The sequence below is a fragment of the Streptomyces montanisoli genome (genome assembly GCF_017813245.1).
GTDB classification, from domain to species: Bacteria; Actinomycetota; Actinomycetes; order Streptomycetales; family Streptomycetaceae; genus Streptomyces; species Streptomyces montanisoli.
Map to the genome: position 1 here is coordinate 15,135 of NZ_JAGIQL010000004.1, position 18,005 is coordinate 33,139.

19 protein-coding genes are annotated in these 18,005 nt (G+C 70.3%); 10 read left to right on the forward strand and 9 right to left on the reverse strand.

Going from position 1 to position 18,005, the window contains the following annotated elements:
- The first annotated feature begins 46 nt into the window (after positions 1 to 46).
- From JFN87_RS02140 to JFN87_RS02165, 6 genes are all read left to right on the forward strand, one after another.
- Entirely contained in the window at positions 47 to 1,288 is a 1,242-nt protein-coding gene (locus tag JFN87_RS02140; protein ID WP_209338093.1) for an IS701 family transposase, read from the forward strand.
- Positions 1,289 to 1,491: 203 nt separating this feature from the next.
- Positions 1,492 to 1,920 (forward strand): nuclear transport factor 2 family protein, encoded by a 429-nt coding sequence (locus tag JFN87_RS02145; protein WP_209338094.1) that lies wholly within the window; start codon positions 1,492 to 1,494, stop codon positions 1,918 to 1,920.
- On the forward strand, positions 1,917 to 3,575 hold the full coding sequence (locus tag JFN87_RS34245) for a GMC family oxidoreductase (RefSeq protein ID WP_209338095.1): 1,659 nt from the start codon (positions 1,917 to 1,919) through the stop codon (positions 3,573 to 3,575). Before JFN87_RS02145 ends, JFN87_RS34245 begins: the two co-directional genes overlap by 4 nt.
- On the forward strand, positions 3,572 to 4,393 hold the full coding sequence (locus JFN87_RS02155; RefSeq protein WP_209338096.1) for an ester cyclase: 822 nt from the start codon (positions 3,572 to 3,574) through the stop codon (positions 4,391 to 4,393). Before JFN87_RS34245 ends, JFN87_RS02155 begins: the two co-directional genes overlap by 4 nt.
- Positions 4,394 to 4,424: 31 nt before the next feature.
- Positions 4,425 to 4,796, forward strand: a complete 372-nt coding sequence (locus JFN87_RS02160; protein WP_209338097.1) for a nuclear transport factor 2 family protein — start codon at positions 4,425 to 4,427, stop codon at positions 4,794 to 4,796.
- A gap of 11 nt (positions 4,797 to 4,807) precedes the next feature.
- On the forward strand, positions 4,808 to 5,257 hold the full coding sequence (locus JFN87_RS02165) for a VOC family protein (protein ID WP_209338098.1): 450 nt from the start codon (positions 4,808 to 4,810) through the stop codon (positions 5,255 to 5,257).
- 71 nt (positions 5,258 to 5,328) lie between these two features.
- Here JFN87_RS02165 and JFN87_RS02170 read toward each other — a convergent pair whose 3' ends face one another.
- The 9 genes from JFN87_RS02170 to JFN87_RS02210 form a co-directional block, all read right to left on the reverse strand.
- Positions 5,329 to 6,186: an ABC transporter permease gene (locus JFN87_RS02170; protein WP_209338099.1), complete on the reverse strand. Its 858-nt coding sequence runs from the start codon at positions 6,184 to 6,186 to the stop codon at positions 5,329 to 5,331.
- The gene (locus tag JFN87_RS02175; RefSeq protein ID WP_209338100.1) at positions 6,183 to 7,136 is read right to left on the reverse strand and encodes an ABC transporter permease; all 954 of its coding nucleotides are present in this window, start codon (positions 7,134 to 7,136) and stop codon (positions 6,183 to 6,185) included. The genes JFN87_RS02170 and JFN87_RS02175 overlap by 4 nt, the downstream gene beginning before the upstream one ends.
- Positions 7,133 to 8,383, reverse strand: a complete 1,251-nt coding sequence (locus JFN87_RS02180) for an ABC transporter ATP-binding protein (RefSeq protein ID WP_209338101.1) — start codon at positions 8,381 to 8,383, stop codon at positions 7,133 to 7,135. The genes JFN87_RS02175 and JFN87_RS02180 overlap by 4 nt, the downstream gene beginning before the upstream one ends.
- Positions 8,384 to 8,397: 14 nt before the next feature.
- A complete protein-coding gene (locus JFN87_RS02185; protein WP_209338102.1) occupies positions 8,398 to 9,663 on the reverse strand; it encodes an extracellular solute-binding protein in 1,266 nt (421 codons plus the stop codon).
- A 168-nt stretch (positions 9,664 to 9,831) separates the two neighbouring features.
- Positions 9,832 to 10,497 carry a GntR family transcriptional regulator gene (locus tag JFN87_RS02190; protein WP_307865260.1) on the reverse strand — a complete coding sequence of 222 codons (666 nt, stop codon included), beginning with the start codon at positions 10,495 to 10,497 and terminating at the stop codon, positions 9,832 to 9,834.
- 145 nt (positions 10,498 to 10,642) lie between these two features.
- Positions 10,643 to 12,361 carry an L-arabinonate dehydratase gene (gene araD, locus JFN87_RS02195; RefSeq protein WP_209338103.1) on the reverse strand — a complete coding sequence of 573 codons (1,719 nt, stop codon included), beginning with the start codon at positions 12,359 to 12,361 and terminating at the stop codon, positions 10,643 to 10,645.
- Positions 12,362 to 12,393: 32 nt separating this feature from the next.
- A complete protein-coding gene (locus tag JFN87_RS02200) occupies positions 12,394 to 13,314 on the reverse strand; it encodes a dihydrodipicolinate synthase family protein (protein WP_209338104.1) in 921 nt (306 codons plus the stop codon).
- 221 nt (positions 13,315 to 13,535) lie between these two features.
- The gene (locus tag JFN87_RS02205; protein WP_209338105.1) at positions 13,536 to 13,970 is read right to left on the reverse strand and encodes a hypothetical protein; all 435 of its coding nucleotides are present in this window, start codon (positions 13,968 to 13,970) and stop codon (positions 13,536 to 13,538) included.
- A gap of 71 nt (positions 13,971 to 14,041) precedes the next feature.
- Positions 14,042 to 14,719, reverse strand: a complete 678-nt coding sequence (locus JFN87_RS02210; protein WP_209338106.1) for a helix-turn-helix transcriptional regulator — start codon at positions 14,717 to 14,719, stop codon at positions 14,042 to 14,044.
- A 105-nt stretch (positions 14,720 to 14,824) separates the two neighbouring features.
- Between JFN87_RS02210 and JFN87_RS34250 the strand changes: the two genes are divergently transcribed.
- The 4 genes from JFN87_RS34250 to JFN87_RS02230 all read left to right on the forward strand — a co-directional run bounded on the left by JFN87_RS34250 (position 14,825) and on the right by JFN87_RS02230 (position 17,837).
- Positions 14,825 to 15,601 carry a DUF2249 domain-containing protein gene (locus tag JFN87_RS34250; RefSeq protein ID WP_209338107.1) on the forward strand — a complete coding sequence of 259 codons (777 nt, stop codon included), beginning with the start codon at positions 14,825 to 14,827 and terminating at the stop codon, positions 15,599 to 15,601.
- The gene (locus tag JFN87_RS02220) at positions 15,594 to 15,983 is read left to right on the forward strand and encodes a hypothetical protein (RefSeq protein ID WP_209338108.1); all 390 of its coding nucleotides are present in this window, start codon (positions 15,594 to 15,596) and stop codon (positions 15,981 to 15,983) included. Before JFN87_RS34250 ends, JFN87_RS02220 begins: the two co-directional genes overlap by 8 nt.
- 79 nt (positions 15,984 to 16,062) lie before the next feature.
- Positions 16,063 to 16,641, forward strand: a complete 579-nt coding sequence (locus tag JFN87_RS34465; RefSeq protein WP_372449166.1) for a PepSY domain-containing protein — start codon at positions 16,063 to 16,065, stop codon at positions 16,639 to 16,641.
- A gap of 38 nt (positions 16,642 to 16,679) precedes the next feature.
- Positions 16,680 to 17,837 carry an RNA-guided endonuclease InsQ/TnpB family protein gene (locus tag JFN87_RS02230; protein ID WP_307865261.1) on the forward strand — a complete coding sequence of 386 codons (1,158 nt, stop codon included), beginning with the start codon at positions 16,680 to 16,682 and terminating at the stop codon, positions 17,835 to 17,837.
- Positions 17,838 to 18,005 lie beyond the last annotated feature (168 nt).

The following is an 18,005-nucleotide window of genomic DNA, read 5'->3' on the forward strand; positions in this document are numbered from 1 at the left end:
GCGCCGCACACCATCGACGCCCCAGCGACCCTCCCATGGAGCCCCCATGACCACACGACTCGTCGACGCCGCCAATCTGCTGCCACAGTGTGAGCGGGAATCTTTCCGGGAATTCAGCAGAGGGCTTTTCTATCCGTTGCCCCGAGCCGATCAGCGCAAATGGGCCGAGGTGTATCTCGCGGGGCTGCTGACCCTCCAGGGCCGCAAGAGTATCCGCCGCATGGCGGAGCAGTATCCGGGCTGGAGCGCCGATCGTGCCGCCCAGTCGCTCCAGCAATTCGTCAATCAGAGCCCGTGGGACTGGTCGCACATCACCCGGGCCCTCGCGGACTGGGTGACCTCCGTCAGCAGACCGCAGGCCTGGGTGGTGGACACAGCCGTCATCCCCAAACGCGGAGCCCACTCGGTGGGCGTCGCTCGACGGCGCATCGCGGGCCAGAGCCGTCCGGTCAACAGCCAGTTCGCTCTGGGCGGGTTCATCGCCACACGCTCCGACGCGCTCCCCGTCGAGTGGCAACTGGTCCTGGAGCAGGACTGGACGAGCGACCACGAGCGCAAGGCGCGCGCCCGCATACCGCCCGGCTCGACGCCGCGTCCGCTGTGGCGCAACGTCCTCGAGGCGTGTGGGGGCCTCGGCAGGCCCGGGATCCCGCTCACCCTTCCGGTCGTCACCGACCTGCGCTGTGAATCCGGCGTCGACCGGCTGATCAGCGCCCTGTGCGAGCGCGGGCATCAGTTCCTGATCGGTGCCACGGCCCCGTCGCGCCGGGGAGCCCGCCCCACCGCGGCCGGCCTGTCCGATCCGTTCTCCGGCCCCTTCGAGGCCCTGGACGGTTTCGCCGAGGCGCCGGCGCGGATCCTGGCACGGCAGGTGGCGGACCACGGCATGCGGACGCGTCGACGCACACGACTGCTGGCCCATCAGGTGAGGCTGCCGGGCGCGGGGGGCGGCTCGACGGGGGTGGTCTACCGGCAGCTGGACGACGGGGACGGGGGCGAGGGGCTCGTGCGCTACTGGGTCACCAACAACGTGCACCTGGGTCCGAACGATGTCATGGCCTTGATCGGCCATCTCCAGCGTGCCAAGGGTTGCGTACGCCTCCTGGCGGAGGAGTTCGGCATGAGCGACTTCGAGGGGCGCTCCTTCCCGGGCTGGCACCATCACATGGCCCTGGTGTCGGCGGCCGGGGTGTACAGCCTTACCGGAGCGGGGTTCGCCGCACGCCGGGCGTCGCAGGACCGCATGCCGGCAGCGGTGCGCACAGGCCAAACATCTCCCGCTGCCTGAATGCCTCTCCGGTACTACTTTCCGGATTTCCCGAAAGTAGTGCCCGGGCGGAGGAATTGATTGACAGTCGGTCGACGCCGATCCTACGTTTCTTGTGTGGCCGGGAGTTTCGCTGAAACAAGTGGAATTCCGCACAACACAGCCCGTGCGCGGCATTTCTTGAAAGGCCGTCGATCAGCCCTGCCCAGAGATAGGGGAAATCCATGGAAGCGGATCAGTCCATCACGAGGTTCGTCTACGAGTGGTTCGACGACCTGAGCGCCCACGAGCCCGTGGACCGGATGCTGCCGCGAGTGCGCGACGAGGGTCTGGAGATGGTTTTCCCGGAGCGCACCCTGCGCGGCCACGACGACTTCCTCGACTGGTACGAGGGGGTCGGCAAGGCTTTCGCCGACCAGTCCCACACCGTCGAGGAGATACGGTGCGAGCTGCGCGGTGACCTCATCGAGCTGGCGATCACCGTGGTGTGGACGGCGACGGACACCACCGACCGCACCCGCAGCAGCTTCCGCGCCCATCAGACCTGGCGCCTGCGCAAGGACGACGGTGATCTGCGGATCGTCACCTACCGGGTCGACGACCTCACCCCGCTGTCCGCCACCGAAGGCGACGGCGTCCGGGGACGGCGGTGAGCCCCGGCGGCCGGAGCGCCGACTACGTGGTGGTGGGCGCCGGCTCCTCCGGAGCGGTGGTCGCGAGCCGGCTCAGCGCCGACCCCTCACGTACCGTCGTGCTGCTCGAGGCCGGGGACCAGGACACCAGGCCGGAATTACGCCGCACCGACGCGGCCTCCGTGATCGGCCTGCTGACCTCCGACTGGAGTCCGCGGATCGACTGGGGATACGCCACCGAGGCTGAACCCGGTCTCGACGGACGCGTCGTGCCGGTCGCCCGCGGCAAGGTGCTCGGTGGCAGTAGCTCGGTCAACGCCCTGATGTGGGTGCGCGGCCACCGGGACGACTACGACCGCTGGTCCCGGGAGGGCAACACCGGCTGGTCCTTCGATGAGGTCCTTCCGTACTTCAGGCGCGCCGAGAACTATGCCCAGGCGCCGACCGGTTCGGTGGACCGCGGCACCCGGGGACCGGTGCGCGTGCGTGATCTGGACGATCCGAGCCCGGTCGCTCGCAGCTTCGTCGCGGCCACCCGCGAACTCGGCTTCGGCGCGGGCGCGGGCGCGAGCTCCGGCACGGAGGGCTTCGACTACAACGGCGCCCAGCAGGAGGGCGGCGGCTTCTTCTACCAGACGACCCGGACGCCGGACAACGAACGCAGCAGCACGGCCTCGGCCTACCTGGCCCCGGTGGCCGACCGGCCGAACCTGCGTGTCGAGGTACGGGCACAGGTCACCCGGCTCCTGTTCACCGGAGTGCGGGTGACCGGTGTCGAGTACGTCCAGGACGGCGTCCGGCACACCGTCGGCGTGGAACAGGAGGCGATCGTCAGCGCAGGCGCCTTCGAGAGCCCCAAGTTGCTGATGCTCTCCGGTGTCGGTCCGGCCGCCCACCTGCGCGAGCACGGCCTGCCCGTCGTGCGGGACCTGCCGGGCGTCGGCGAGAACCTCCAGGACCATCCCTTCGTACCGTTGTGCCACCAGGCACTCCACGAGCACCCGGCCGGCGCGCTGCTCTCCGAGGCTGGCATGTTCACCCACACCGCTGCCGGAGCCGCGGCGGCCGGGTTCACCGGAGCGGCCGAGCCGGGGCGGCCAACGTCACCGGACCTGCAGTTCACCTTCGGCCCCATCAAATTCCTGCCGCCGACCGCGTCCGCCGAGCTGTGGGAGGGGCCGGGATTCACCTTCGCACCGATCCTGCTGCACCCTGCCAGCCGCGGCAGCGTGCGGCTGCGCGGCGCCGATCCGGCGGACACCGCCGTCGTACGTGCCAATTACCTGCAGCGCCAGGTCGACGTCGAGGTGCTGGCCGAGGGCCTGACTCTCGCCCGCGAGCTGGCCGCCCGCACGGCCTTCGACGGGATACGGGGCCCGGAACTCGCCCCGGGCAAGGCGGTGACGGGGCGCAAGGAGCTTCGCGCCTTCATCCGCGCCAACACGTCCACACTCTGGCACCCGGTGGGCACCTGCCGCATGGGCGACGACCCCATGGCCGTCGTCGACGCGGAGTTGAGGGTGCACGGGATCGACGGACTGCGGATCGCCGACGCGTCGATCATGCCGCACATCGTGTCGGGAAACACCAACGCGGCCTGCGTGATGATCGGCGAGAAGGCGGCCGACCTGATCGCGCACACACCATCACCACCGACAACAGGACGGACATCATGAGTACTGACCCGACGACCGCGGCCGCGAACGGCGCCGCGCTCTACCGCCGCTTCCTCGCCGCTTTCAACAGCGGCGACCTCGACGAGATCGCCGAGGTGATCAGCCCCGACTTCGTGGACCACCACCCCGGCTTCGACATCAACGGCGTCGACTCCTACCTCGACGCACTGAGGAACGCCCACGCCACCCTGGAGATCCGCGGTGAACTCGAGGAGGTCCTGGAGGCGGGCGACCGGGTCGTGACCCGGGTCCACCTCACGGGCACTCACGTCGGCCCCGTACTGGGCGTCCCGGCCACAGGCCGCGACGTCATGTGGGAGACCACCGAGATATGGCGGGTGCGGGACGGCCGCTTCGCCGAGCGGTGGGCGGTCGACGACCTGCTGGGTCTGCGCGAGCAGATCTCGGTGCAGGAGGACAACGTCGCCCTCGTCCAGAGGGTCAGCGACGTGGTCAACGAGCGCCGCTACGACGCCATGGACGAGCTGTTCTCCGACGACTTCGTGGACCACAACCCGGCCTGGAGCGTGGACAGCCTGGAAGAGCTGAAGGGGATCATCAGGGACGTCCACGGCACCCTCGACTTCACCGCCAACCTCGACGGCCTCTACGCGGCGGGCGACGACAAGGTCGTCATGCAGATCACCTTCACCGGCCGGCACGTGGGCGCCATGTTCGGTGTGGAGGCGACCGGCAAGCCCGTGACGTGGACCAGCATCGAGGTCTACCGGGTGGCGGGCCACAAGGTCGTGGAGCGGTGGGTGCAGGCCGACACCACCGGTCTGATGGCCCAGCTCGGCGTCGCACTGCCCCAGTGATCCGTACCACCCAACCAGGAAGTGGGACATCATGAACACCGCGGAAGTGGTCGACCGTTACTACACGCTGGCGAACGCCGGTGAGTGGGACGCCTGGTCCGATCTGTTCGCCGAGGACCAGACCATGGACGAGCAGCTCGCCGGCCATGTCGAGGGACGCGAGACGCTCCGGGAGATGATGCGGGGCTTCCCGCGGACCTGGGCGTTCTTCGCCAACATGCCGGTGCACATCGTGATCGACGGAGACCGTGCGGCCGTCCTGTCGCACATCTCGGGCCGCAGCGCCGATGGCGAGTCGGTGGAGGCGGACGTCTGCAACTACTTCGAGGTGGCCGATGGCCTGATCACGTACATGCAGAACGTGCACGACACCGTGCCGTTCACACCCATCATCGCCAAGTGAGGCGGCCCCAGATGCCAGAACGCACCGCAATCGAGGCACGCTGGTCGCACGTCGGCCTCAACTGCACCGACCAGGACGCGACCGAGGAGTTCTACACCCGGTGGTTCGGCTTCCGCCGGGCCCGCATGGTCGAGGCGGACGGCGTACGGGTGATCTTCCTGCGCAGCGGCAACGTCTATCTGGAGCTGTTCAAGACCGGTGCCGCTCCGCTGTTCGCCCCGGAGAACGACGGCCCGGACAACCCCGGCACCGCCCGCCACCTTGCCTTCCAGGTGGACGACGTCGACGCCTTCCTCGCGGCGGCGGACGGGGCCCTGCCGGTGTCCCTCGGGCCACTGACCTTCGACGCGTTCATCCCCGGCTGGAAGACCGTCTGGGTGACCGACCCCGACGGCCTGGTCATCGAGATCAGCCAGGGCTACACCGACCAGTCGAGGGAGGAGCTGGCCCGCTACTCATAGGCGGTCGGCCGCGTGAGCGAGGGGGCGCGGGAGCACTCTTCCCGCGCCCTCTCGAAGTGCCGGTGTCCGTGTCAGTCCGACGAACGCGCTATCAGCTGCGTCGGGTTGACGAAGCGCAGCGCCACCAGCAGCAGGACCGCCATCGTGCCCGTGTAGAGGACCGCCATCGCGTCGATGGACTGCGTGGAGCGGATGCCCGCCGAGTTCACCGCCGAGAACAGCGCCACGATGAGCGTCTGGCTGGTCGATCCCGCTGTGAGGAAGGTGAGTTCGAACATGCCGAAGGTGCGCACCAGCACCAGGATCCCCGCCGCCAGCATGCCCGGCAGCAGCAGCGGGGACAGGACGCGGGTCAGCACCGTCCAGGTGGACGCCCCGCACATGCGGGCCGCCGACTCGATCTTCGGGTCGATCTGCTCGATGAACGGTGTCATCGTGAAGATCACGAACGGGATGGACGGTACGAGGTTCGCGAGCACCACGCCCGTGAGCGTCCCCGCCAGGTGCACCTTGTAGAGCACGGTCGCCATGGGGATGCCGTACGCGATCGGCGGCACCAGGATGGGCAGCACGAACAGGATCGTCAGCAGCTTCTTGCCCGGGAAGTTCTGGCGCGCCAGCGCGTACGACGCCGGCACGGCCAGCACCAGCGACACCAGCACCACCAGGAACGTCACCTCGACGGTGGTACCCAGCACGCGCCCGAGGTTGAACTCCTTCCACGCGTCCCCGTACCAGTGGCCAGTCCAGCCGGACGGCAGCCAGGTGGCGAACCAGCGGCCGCCGAACGAGTTCAGCAGCACGGTCGCGATGACACCGAGCAGGTTGACGAAGAAGAACACCAGCGCGGCCCACGTCAGCCACGCTCCCGGGCGCAGTGTGATGCCGCGCCTCGGTGCGCGTGCGACGCCGATGGTGTGAGCGCTCATCCTTTGCCTCCGGTGGATCCGCGGTACAACTGGGAGCGCAGGCCCGCGATCGCGCCGAGGACGACGAGCATCAGCGCGGTCATGATCATCGCGTCCGCGCTGCCCTGCGCGTAGTCGAAGCGCTCCAGGGCCGCCTGGTAGGCCTCGATGGAGATGACGTGGGTCGAGCCGTTCGGGTCGCCGACCATCATCGCCGAGGGGAACACGGCGAAGGCCATCACGAAGCTCAGCGAGAACGTGGTCATCAGGCCCGGCAGCAGGAGAGGGAGTGTGATGTAGCGGAACCGCTGCCACCAGCCCGCGCCGAGTGTGGAGGCCGCCTTCTCCAGGCTCGGGTGGATGCCGGACAGGTAGGAGTGGGTGAGCAGGTAGGCGAAGGGGAAGCCGCTGATGATCAGCGACAGCAGCACGCCCGTGTAGTTCATCGTCAGTTTCACCGGCGAGTCGGCGAGCCCCAGCAGGTGCAGGGTCCGGTTGAACCAGCCCGCCGGCCCGAAGAACTCCAGAATGCCCTCGGCCGTGAGGACCGTGCCCAGGGTGATCGGCACGACCAGCAGCGCCAGCAGCAGCCGCTTGCCGCGGAAGTCGCGCCGCATCCGGTACGAGATCGGCACCGAGACGCCCACGTTGATCAGCGCCGCGGGGATGGCCAGCGAGAAGGTGGCCCAGATCGACTTGCGGGAGAACGGCTCGGAGAAGAACTGCTGGTACGCGCCGAGCGCGCCGCCCTTCGTCGGCTGGAAGGAGAGCTGGAGGCCGTAGAGGAACGGGTAGCAGAACAGGGCGATCATCGCGAGCGCCGCGGGGACCACGAGCAACAGGGTGCGGTCGACGCCGCGTTCGGCCAGGCGGTGGCGCAGGGCCGTCCTGCCCTGGGGCTCGACCAGGGCGGGCGGCGGAGTGGTGGGCTGCGGCGCCGTGGGCGGGGGAGTGAGGGGGAGGCCGCTCATCCGGAGACCTCCTCTGCGGGTGCGTCGGGCGAGCCCGATGACGCGTCGGGCGAGCCCGCTTCGTCCGTCCCGTCGGCTCCGTGCGTTCCGCCGGCACCGTCCGTCCCGTCGGCCGCGGCGCTCGCCGGGAAGAGCAGTGCACGGTCCGTGTCCACCGCGACGGCGAGCGCGTCACCGGGCCTGACCTCGCGCTGCGCCTTGACGTGGATGCGGTCGCCCTCGCGGGTGACCGCCTCCACGTGGAGCGCGCGGCCGTGGTACTCCACGACCTCGGCCACGGCCCGCGCGTTCGGCTCCTCGCCGTCCTCCGCGATCCGCAGGTCCTCCGGCCTGATGGCGACGGTGACCTCCTGGCCCTCCGCCACCGGCGCCTCACCGACGACGGTCCCGGCGAGCCGCAGTCCTGGCCGCTGCGCGACCGCCTGCGTGCCGTGCGACGAGACGACGTTCAGCGTCAGCATGTTCCGGTAGCCCATGAAGGCGGCCACATGCGGGTCGGCCGGGTGCTCGTAGAGCTCGGCGGGCGTGCCGATCTGGCTGACCCGGCCGGCGTGCAGCACGACCAGCCGGTCCGCCAGGGACAGCGCCTCCTCCTGGTCGTGTGTCACGTAGACGGTGGTGAGCCCGAACTCCTGGTGTATGCGGCGTATTTCACTGCGCATCTCCAGCCGCAGCGCCGCGTCCAGGTTGGACAGCGGCTCGTCCATCAGGACGAGGGCCGGCTCCATGACGATGGCGCGCGCGATGGCCACGCGCTGCTGCTGGCCGCCCGAGAGCTGCCCCGGGTGCTTGTGCGCCTGCTCGGTCAGCTGGACCAGGCGCAGCACCTCGTCGACCCGCCGCCTGGTCTCGGCCTTGCCCGTGCCCCGCATCTTCAGCCCGAAGGCCACGTTGGCGCGGACGGTGAGGTGCGGGAAGAGCGCGTAGTTCTGGAAGACCATGCCGAAGCCGCGCTTCTCCGGCGGCACGGTGTCCATCCGCCTGCCGTCGAGCTCGATCCGTCCCGAGGTGAGCGGCAGCAGGCCGGCCAGGCAGTTCAGGGCCGTGGTCTTGCCGCACCCGGACGGGCCGAGCAGCGCGACGAACTCGCCGCCCCTGATGGTCAGATCGAGCGAGTGGAGGGCGGTGTGCGCCCCGTACGCGCGGCTGAGGCCGCTGATGCGCAACTCGCCTATCTGGGACTCGGGCCGGTTGCCCGCGGCTCTCGGGGCGGGCACCCCCTTGGACTGCGCTGTCGTGCCGGTCATGTCGGTCACCGCACTCACTTCGTCGAGCCGATCTTCTTGTCCCACAGGTCGAACGCCGTGACCTGCGCGGTGGCGGGCAGCGAGTTCTTGATCGGGTTGTCCTTGATCCAGCCGTCGAAGCGCGAGTCGCCGTACTTCGCCATGACCGCCTGCGACGACGCAGGAGCCTGGCTGAGGGTGACGTCCTTGACCGCCGGGCCGGGGTAGAAGTAGCCCTTGTCGTAGGTGACGGCCTGCTCCTCGGGCGTGAGCATGAACGCGATCAGCCGCAGGGCGGCCACCAGTTCGTCGTTCGAGACACCCTTGGGGATGATGGCGAACTGCGCGTCGCTGACCCAGGTCAGGTTGTCGAACTTGGCCACCTTCATCGACTTCGGCACCGTGCCGAGCGCGCGCGGGTTGATGTACCAGCCGGTGGTGGTGGCGAGCAGGTGGACGGTGCCCTGGGCCAGGTTCGTCATCGTCGCCGACGTCTTGGACGGGTACTGGGCCGTGTACTTGTTGAGTTCGGTCAGATACGCCCAGGTACGGGACCAGCCGTTGGTCGGGTCGGTCGGGTCCGAGTCCTTCAGCAGGTAGGGCAGGCCCATCAGGAACGTGCGCCCGGGGCCCGAGTTGCGCGGCTGCGCGTACTGGAACTTGCCCGGGTTCGCCTTGGCCCAGTCGAGCAGCGCGTCGGTGGTGGTGGGCGGCGACGGCAGCTTGGCGGGGTCGTACTCCAGCAGCGGGCCCGACGGGTACCAGACCAGCTCGACGCCCTGGTCCTGGGCGAGCGCGGCCATCGAGGCGGCAGGCGCCTGGTAGTTGGACATCAAACCCGGCAGAAAGCGGTCGTAGTACGGCTTGAGGTCGTACCACAGGCCCTTCTGTATCCCCGCCGCCAGGCCGTCGGTGCCGGACAGGACGAGCTGGATCTGCACGTTGCCGGCCTGCTGCTGCGCCTGCACCTTCGGTGCGAGCTCGGGCGCGGTCCCGGTGGACGTGGTGACCTTGGCGACGATCTCGGGATGCTTGGCCTTGAACGCGTCGATGATCGGCTGGGTGAGCGCCAGGTTCCCCGCCACGTCCAGGATGTTCAGTGTGACCGGCTTGGACGGCGCACTGGCCAGGGCGCTCGGGGCGGCCTTCTTGTCGGACGTGCCGCTGCTCGGCGCGGAGCAGGCGGCGAGCACGGGTCCTGCCGCGGCCGCCGTGGCGAAGGTGGAGAGCACCCGGCGGCGGGACAGCGCTCTCGGCAGGCTGGGGGAGTTTCGCGTCGGGAAGTCGCTGTGTGCGGACATGGCTGGCGGAGCCCTTCGGTCGGAAGCGGTGGGGTGGGGGGTGGAGGCGCTGTTCCTCGGGGCCCACATGTTCGGGGTCCGCATGTGACGGTGTGTCCGGCGTGATCACGCTTGCGACGGGGGACGCGGGTTGGGGAAGTGTTTGGGGGCGGAGTCAGGTTCGCGCGTTCATACCTCCCCCTCCGGGAAGTTCCGTGCCACGAAGGCGGCGATGTGGCTGCGCATCAGGTCGCGTACCAGCTCGACGTCCCCGGCCTCGGCGGCCTGGAGGATCGTGCGGTGCTCGGCGGCCTCCAGGTCCCAGGACGGCCGTGTGGACCACGCGGCGGTGGACAGCAGCGCCGTCTGGTCGCGCAGCTCGTCGAGCGACCTCACCAGCAGGGGGTTGCCGCAGCCCGCGTACATCGCGCGGTGGAACGCCCGGTTGGCGAGCGACCGTTCCGCCGTGTCCTCCGCCTCGTCGGCGAGGTCGAGCGCGGCCTTCGCGTCCTCCTGGACCCGTCCCGCGGCGGTGGACCTGGCCGCCGCCGCCGGTTCGAGCAGCAGGCGCATGTCGTACACACTGCGGGCGTGCGTCCGGTCGACCGCGCGCACCGCGGCACCCTTGTACGGGCTCATGTTGACGAGCCCCGAGGCCGCGAGCGTCTTCAGCGCCTCCCGCACCGGCGTCTTCGACACGCCGAGCTGCTCGGCGAGATCGCTCTCCACTAGGGCCTGCCCCGGCTTCAACTCCCCTGTCAGGATGGCGTGCTTGATCGCTTCGAGCACCACCTCCGTACGGGACGGCAGGGTGCCGGGGTGGGCGTGGCCCCTACGGGCGAGTGCGTCGGACACGGTTGCTTGCTCCAGGGCCGGGAGACCTCGGGGCGGCCAGAGATCTCATATACGATGTGCGGGACGGTAGGGTGTCGCGGATGCGTGGTCAAGAGGCCGCGCAGCAGCGGGTGATCGCGGTGAACTCCCGCCGCCGGCGGGCGTATCAGCCTGCGTAGGGGTCGGGGACCTCGCCGGGGCGTGACAGGAAGGCGAAGTCGCAGCCGATGTCCGCCTGGGTGATCTGCTCCTGGTACAGGGAGCCGTATCCGCGGCCGTAGCGCGGGGCCGGGGCCTGCCAGGCGGCCCTGCGTTCCGCCAGCTCCGCGTCGTCGACGTCAAGTCGCAGCGTGCGCTTCTCCACGTCCAGCGTGACCAGGTCCCCGGTGCGGACGAGCGCGAGCGGGCCGCCGACGTACGACTCCGGCGCGACGTGCAGCACGCACGCCCCGTAGGACGTTCCGCTCATCCGCGCGTCGGAGATCCGCACCATGTCCCGCACCCCCTGTTCGAGCAGGTACTTCGGGATCGGCAGCATCCCGTACTCAGGCATGCCGGGGCCGCCGAGCGGCCCCGCGCCGCGCAGGACGAGCACCGAGTCCGCGGTGACGGCGAGGGACGGGTCGTCGATCGTCTTCTGCATCTGCCGGTAGTCGTCGAACACGACGGCTGGACCGGTATGTTGCAGCAGGTGGGGCTCGGCTGCGATGTGTTTGATCACCGCGCCGTCCGGGGCCAGGTTGCCGCGCAGCACGGCGATGCCGCCTTCCGGCGCGAGCGCCTTGTCCGGCGGCCGGATGACGTCGTCGTCGTGGACGAGGGCGCCGTCGAGCTGCTCGCGCAGTGTGGCGTGCGTGACGGTGGGACGGTCGAGGTCGAGCCGGTCGCGCAGGCGGCCGAGCAGGCCCGGCAGGCCGCCCGCGTAGTGGAAGTCCTCCATCAGGTACGCGCCGCCCGGGCGGACGTTGGCCAGCACCGGCGTGGAGCGGGCGATCGCGTCGAAGTCGTCGAGGGTGAGCTCCACGCCGGAGCGCCCGGCCATGGCGATCAGGTGGATGACGGCGTTGGTGGAACCGCCGAGCGCGATCACGGTGGTGACGGCGTTCTCGAAGGCGCCACGGGTGAGGAAGCGGGACAGCCGCTGGTCCTGCCATACGAGGTCGACCACGCGGCGGCCCGCGGCAGCGGCCATGCGGTGGTGCCCCGAGTCGACGGCCGGGATGGACGAGGCGCCGGGGATCGTCAGTCCGAGCGCCTCGGCGGCGGCCGTCATGGTGGACGCGGTGCCCATCGTCATGCACGTACCGGGGGAGCGGGCGAGACCGCACTCCAGTTCGCCCAGCTCGCGGTCGCCTATCAGCCCGGCGCGCCGGTCGTCCCAGTACTTCCACATGTCGGTGCCGGAGCCGAGCGTCTCGCCGCGCCAGTGGCCGCGCAGCATGGGGCCCGCCGGGACGAACACCGCGGGCAGGTCGACACTCGCCGCGCCCATCAGCAGGGCGGGAGTGGTCTTGTCGCAGCCGCCCATCAGCACCGCGCCGTCGACCGGATAGGAACGCAGCAGCTCCTCGGTCTCCATGGCGAGCAGGTTCCGGTAGAGCATCGGCGTCGGCTTCTGGAACGTCTCGGAGAGCGTCGCCACCGGGAATTCCAGCGGGAAGCCGCCCGCCTGCCAGACGCCGCGCTTGACCGCCTCGGCCCGTTCGCGCAGGTGCATGTGGCAGGGGTTGATGTCGCTCCACGTGTTGAGGATCGCGATCACCGGCTTGCCGAGATGCTCCTCGGGCAGGTACCCGAGCTGCCGGGTGCGGGCGCGGTGACTGAACGACCGCAGGCCATCCGTGCCGTACCACTGGTGGCTGCGCAGCTGCTCGGGCGTCTTCACGCGAGATTCTTCGTGCGGTCCCTCGGGCGCCGTCACGCGCTCGCCCCCCACGACTTGATGGCCGCCGCGACGAGCTCCCTGCGCTCCGGTGGCAGCACGCGGCTCGGCGGGCGCACATCGCGGCCGCACAGCCCCATCAGGTGCAGCGCCTCCTTCACCACGCTGACGTTGTCGGCGCTGGAGTCCTGGGCGCGCAGCTCCTCGAAGTCGCGTACCCGCGCCCACAGTTCCATCGCGGTGGCGAAGTCCCCGCTCCGCAGCGCCGCCAGCATGGACAGCGAGAGTTCGGGGGCGACGTTGGCGAGCCCCGAGGTGAAGCCGGTCGCGCCGGAGGCGAAGTAGCCGGGGGCGTACAGCTCGGCGAGACCGGCGACCCACACGAAGCGGTCGAGGCCGGCGTCGCGCGCGACGGCGGCGAACCGCGCGGCATCGGGCACGGCGTACTTCACGCCGATCACGTTGGGACACAGCTCGCCGAGCCTGGCCAGCTCGGCCCCGCTGATCCGCGGGTCCCGCACGTAGGGGACGACCCCGAGTTCGGGTACGGCCCGGGCGATCGCGCGGTGGTAGTCGACCCATCCGTCGCGTGACACGTAGGGGTGGACGGGCTGGTGGACCATCACCATGTGGGCGCCGGCCTCGCGTGCGTGCTCGGCCGCGGCGACGGCGGTCGGGGTGTCCATGCCGACACCGGCCACGAGCTGGGCCTCGCCTCCCGCCTCCGCGACGGCGAGCTCGACGACGGCACGGCGCTCCGCCGGCTCCAGCGCGTAGAACTCGCCGGTGTTGCCGTTCGGGACGAGCGTGGTGACGCCCGCGTCGAGCAGCCTGCGCAGCAGTGCCCGGTAGGCGTCCTCGTCCAGTCCGCCGCCGGCGGAGGTGAACGGTGTGACCGGGACCGCCACCACGTCGGCGAGCGCGGCCCGCTGTGTGCCGTGTTCGTGCACGTTCATCACTGGCCTCCGCGGGAGAGGCACGCCCCGTGAAGGGACGTCATGTGCCCCCGGGGGACGTACCGTGTCTCATATACGATCCCCACCTTTCAGCGTGGAGCCGTCTCCCGTCAATACCCGTGAACGCGCGGCTGCGGCAGGGGCTTTCGGGTGAGTGAGGGGTGGCGAACCATATATGAGGGCTCGTGTCCGCGCGCCAAGCCGGCGGCTACGGCGCCGGCTCAGCCGGACAGGACGGTGCAGCCCAGCGCGATCAGCGCAGCGACCTTCACGACCTCGAGACCCACGTAGTAGAGGTGGGCACGGGAGCGGTGCAGCGCCGGGTCCTCGCCGGCGAGCACGGCGTCGGAGCGCCGGTTCAGACTCGGGCGCACGACGGCGAGTTGCCCGGCGAGCACCACCGCGGCGACGGCGGTGAGCGCGATGACGGCCACCGGGGGAGCGCTGACGGCGACGGTGATGATCACCGCGAGTGCCAGCACGGCCTCGGAGAGGTTGAGGGCGCGAAAGACCCTGCGGCCGATGCCGAGACCGATCGGGATCGTCACTCCGGGCGCCCCGAACTTCAACGGCGCCTCGAGGAAGGAGATCGCCAGCACCATGCCGAGCCAGACGAAGGTGGCGGCGCTTGCTATGCCCGCTGAGAGCGTGATCATCGGAGCTGCTCGTACTTTCTTGTTGGAGGGACGACGGTGGGATTCGGTGCGGGCGCGAGCGTGCGGCGGGGCTATGCGGACCCGGTGGTGACCGTCAGGCGTGCCAGGCACGCGTCGGGCTCGGCGAACGGTTCGAGGCGGGTGGCCTCGACGGGCGCGCGCAGCTCCGCCAGCGCGCCCTGCATCAGGCCCAGATGGAGGGGACACACGACCTCGCCGAACTCCTCGGCCAGTTCGAGGAACGGGCAGTGGCGCAACCTGACGCGGTCCGGCGTGCCGCCCTCGCCGACCGGCTGCGGGTCGAAGCCAAGATCGGCCAGCATCGCGTTGAGCCGGCCGACCGCCTCCCGCGCCGACGGGCGGCGGGGAGGCGGCAGTTGCTCGACCAGGTAGCGCCCCCAGGCCCGTCCCGCATCGGTGGCCGCGGCCTCGGCCCCGGATCCGGTCGAGGCCAGCTGGCCGAGCAGGACCCGGGCGAGCAGGCGGTAGCGCCGCGCCCCTCCGCGGTCCATGCCGCGCCGCGCGGCATGGACCGTGCGCGGCCGCCCGGGCCCGGACGACTGCTCCACCATCCGCTCGACGCGGCCCTCCGCCACGAGCGCGTCGAGGTGGAAGCGGACCGTGTTGGGGTGGACGGCGAGCCGGTCGGCGACGTCCGCGACGCCCAGCGGGGTGTCGGCGTCGCGCACGGCGTCCAGTACGGCCTGGCGGCGCGGGGAGAGGGGCTGCCGCTCGTCGTCAGGGCTCACGCCGCGCTCCTCACACCGGTGGACGATTTCTCCAAATGGTACATGTAATAATCGTGGCCACGAGGGCCGGGGACGAAGAGAGTCAGGGACGAAGGGAGCTCCGAGGTGGCACCGTCATCCGAGATCTACATCGACGCGACAGAGACCGACCCGGATGTGCGGGCGCGGGCAGAGGTCCGCGACGTGCACGAGCGGCTGCGCGCCGAACTCGCCGGCTTTACGGGGCCCGAAAGGGCCGCGCGCCCCGGCGCCCCCTTGGACGCGGCTCCCTTGGAAGCGGCTCCCATAGACGCGGCACCCGTGGACGCGGCTCTCGTCGGCTTCTGCACCGGCGACCTGCGCCGCTACCTCGCCGCCGCCGATCAGACGCTGTACGCGGCGGCCTCGGGCGCGGCCGAGACGCGCCTGCTCGTCCGCGCACTGCGCGGCGGCTCCGCGGCACTCGACGCGCGTGTCGGCGCGCTGGCCGCCTTCCCCGACGCGGCCGCCGCGGTCGCGGCCGCGCGGGCGGTGGAGGCGGTCCTGGCCGTCCACCTGGCGGCGGAGGAGACCGTCCTGCTGCCCGCGCTCTCGGCCATGCCGGGCGCGGACCTGCCGACCCTCGTCGCCGATCTGCGCACCCTCCTCGACGGCGGTTCGCTCGACGCGCCCGCGGTGATCGACGTACGCGAGATCCCGCACGGACGCCGCCACCCGCGGATCTTCGCCCGCTACGCCCGCCTCGCCCCAGGCGAGTCCTTCATCCTCGTCAACAACCACGATCCCAAGCCGCTGCGCCGGGAGTTCGAGGCCACACACCCCGGCGCCCACACCTGGGACTACGTCGAATCAGGCCCCGACAAGTGGCGGGTACGGATCGGCAAGGCTTCAGCGGATGCCTGATCAGCACCACGAGCCCACCGGCGCGCCGGCGCCCGGCTTTCTGTGCGACGTCCACGCCCTCACGGCGCAGCCGCAGGCGCCCGCCGGCGCGCTGTGGAAGCTCGCCGAGCCCGGACGTCAACTCGATGCCAACGTCATTCACCTGGCGGAGAACCAGCACATCGAGACCCACGCCGAGCCGGACCTCGACGTGCTCCTGCTCGTCATCGCGGGCCACGGGACCCTGCATGCGCCCGACGGCACCGTGCGGCTGGCCGCCGGAGCGCTGTGCTGGCTGCCGCACGGCTCGTCCCGCAGTGTCACCGCGGGCGCGGAGGGTCTGGACTACATGACCGTCCACCGGCGCCGGCCCGGAATGCGGATCGGGCGGCGGCAGGACTGACGGCGGCGCGGCGCTCGCGCGGGTGAGCGCTCGCGCGCGTGAGTGGGACGGCGGGCCTGGCGAGTTCCCCGCGGGTGGCATGGCGATCGTCACGTCCGCCTCGGGGATCGGCCCGCCCGGGGCGTGCGACTTCCTGGGGGAGTCCGGCGCAGACGCCGGTGTGTCCCTCGGGGAAGGTCCACGAAACGTGACAAGTGATCTCGCGGCGGCGTCCCGGGAGACGCCACCGCAGGCGGACGGGCACCGGGGCGCGGCTCCCGGCTTCGAGCCCGGCGGGGCGGGCGCGTGGCGGAGTGTGCGTCCGCTGCTGATACGCCTGCACTTCTACGTGGGTGTCTGCATCGGCCCGTTCCTGATCGTCGCCGCGGTCACCGGGCTCGCGTACACGACGACCCCGCAGCTCGAACACGTCATCTACCGGCACGAGTTGACTGTGACCCGGCCGGGAGCCCGCGCCCCGTGGCGGACCAGGTGCGCGCCGCGGGGAAGGCCGTGCCGAAGGGCACGCTCGAGACCGTGGGGCCGGCGGCCACGGCCACCTCGTCCACCCGGGTCGCGTTCACCTGACTTCTCGCTCGGAAGCCTCGCCCTTCAGGACCAGGAAAAGCGGCCGGAGCCGCGCAGCGGCGGAGTGCTCTTCGTTCTGCCTGGACGGTGATTTGACGAAGCGTCGGATATACACCTATGTTGCTTTACGTGAAGATTGTCGCGCAGGTGAAGTTGTTGCCTGCGTCCGCTCATGACGCGGACGCTCTGGTGGCCACTCTGCGTGCCTGCAATCGGGCCGCGAATCACGCGTCCGAGGTGGCGTTCGAGAAGAACCTGAAGCGGCGCAACGGGTTGCAGGATGCCGTGTACCACGGGATCAAGGCCGACTTCGATCTCGGGGCGCAGGCCACCGTGCGTACCGTGAAGAAGGTGTGCGACTCCTACGCCACGCTCAAGGCCAACATCCGTGCCGGGAACCACGGGCCAGAGGGTTCCAAGCGCCGGGCCAAGATCTTGTCGAAGCCGATCCGTTTCCGTGAGACGTCGGCGCAGCCGTACGACGACCGGATGCTGACCTGGAACCTCGACGCGAGGTCGGTGTCCATCTGGACGGTGGCCGGGCGGTTGAAGGGCATCCCCTTCGTCTGCTCCGACGAGGCGATGAAGCTCCTGTCCTCCCGCAAGGGGGAGTCGGACCTGGTGCTGCGGGACGGCATGTTCTTCCTGTACGCCACCATCGAGGTGGTCGAACCCAATAGGTCCGAGCCAGGTGGTTTCCTCGGTGTAGACCTGGGGATCGTCAACATCGCCACCACGTCGGACGGTCGGATCATGTCCGGCCGGCAGGTCAACCGCTACCGGCAGCGCAAGCGCGATCTGCGCACCAAGCTGCAGAAGAAGCGCACCAAGTCGGCTGCCCGTGCCCTCAAGCGCAACCGGCGCAAGGAAGCCCGGTACGCCACCCAGCGCAATCACATCATCGCCAAGAAGCTCGTCGCCCACGCTGAACGCACCTCCCGGGGTATCGGTCTGGAAGATCTGACCGGTATCCGGCAGAGGGTTACGGCCAAGAAGGACCAGCGGGCACGACTGCACTCCTGGGCATTCGCCCAGCTCGGTACGTTCATCGAGTACAAGGCCAAGAGGGCTGGTGTTCCCGTGGTCCGTGTGGACCCGAGGAACACCTCCCGTCAGTGCTCGGAGTGCTGGCACACCCACCGGTCCAACCGGGTGACTCAAGCACGGTTCGTGTGCAGGTCCTGCGGGACGGTTCTGCACGCGGACCACAACGGCTCCCGCAACATCGCCCACCGGGCCGATGCCGCGTGGCAGCGGGGCGCAGTCAACCGCCCCAGAACGGCCTAGCCGTTCCGGACGCAGGAGACCACAGTGAGGGCTTCGCGTCCCACTCTGCCTGCAAGCCAGGCCCTTCAGGGCCAGGTAGTTGACCGCCGATGTCTTCCCCTCCCGAGCTCTGCCCATGTGGCGCGGCCGACGCGAAAGTGCGGGAACTGGGCGCGCTTCCCGTACGAC

Bases quoted from the DNA above. Each gene is read 5' to 3' on its own strand.
- JFN87_RS02140 (WP_209338093.1), top strand. From the start codon at position 47: ATGACCACACGACTCGTCGACGCCGCCAATCTGCTGCCACAGTGTGAG.
- JFN87_RS02145 (WP_209338094.1), top strand. From the start codon at position 1,492: ATGGAAGCGGATCAGTCCATCACGAGGTTCGTCTACGAGTGGTTCGAC.
- JFN87_RS02155 (WP_209338096.1), top strand. From the start codon at position 3,572: ATGAGTACTGACCCGACGACCGCGGCCGCGAACGGCGCCGCGCTCTAC.
- JFN87_RS02160 (WP_209338097.1), top strand. From the start codon at position 4,425: ATGAACACCGCGGAAGTGGTCGACCGTTACTACACGCTGGCGAACGCC.
- JFN87_RS02165 (WP_209338098.1), top strand. From the start codon at position 4,808: ATGCCAGAACGCACCGCAATCGAGGCACGCTGGTCGCACGTCGGCCTC.
- JFN87_RS02170 (WP_209338099.1), bottom strand. From the start codon at position 6,186: ATGAGCGCTCACACCATCGGCGTCGCACGCGCACCGAGGCGCGGCATC.
- JFN87_RS02175 (WP_209338100.1), bottom strand. From the start codon at position 7,136: ATGAGCGGCCTCCCCCTCACTCCCCCGCCCACGGCGCCGCAGCCCACC.
- JFN87_RS02180 (WP_209338101.1), bottom strand. From the start codon at position 8,383: ATGACCGGCACGACAGCGCAGTCCAAGGGGGTGCCCGCCCCGAGAGCC.
- JFN87_RS02185 (WP_209338102.1), bottom strand. From the start codon at position 9,663: ATGTCCGCACACAGCGACTTCCCGACGCGAAACTCCCCCAGCCTGCCG.
- JFN87_RS02200 (WP_209338104.1), bottom strand. From the start codon at position 13,314: ATGAACGTGCACGAACACGGCACACAGCGGGCCGCGCTCGCCGACGTG.
- JFN87_RS02205 (WP_209338105.1), bottom strand. From the start codon at position 13,970: ATGATCACGCTCTCAGCGGGCATAGCAAGCGCCGCCACCTTCGTCTGG.
- JFN87_RS02220 (WP_209338108.1), top strand. From the start codon at position 15,594: ATGCCTGATCAGCACCACGAGCCCACCGGCGCGCCGGCGCCCGGCTTT.
- JFN87_RS34465 (WP_372449166.1), top strand. From the start codon at position 16,063: ATGGCGATCGTCACGTCCGCCTCGGGGATCGGCCCGCCCGGGGCGTGC.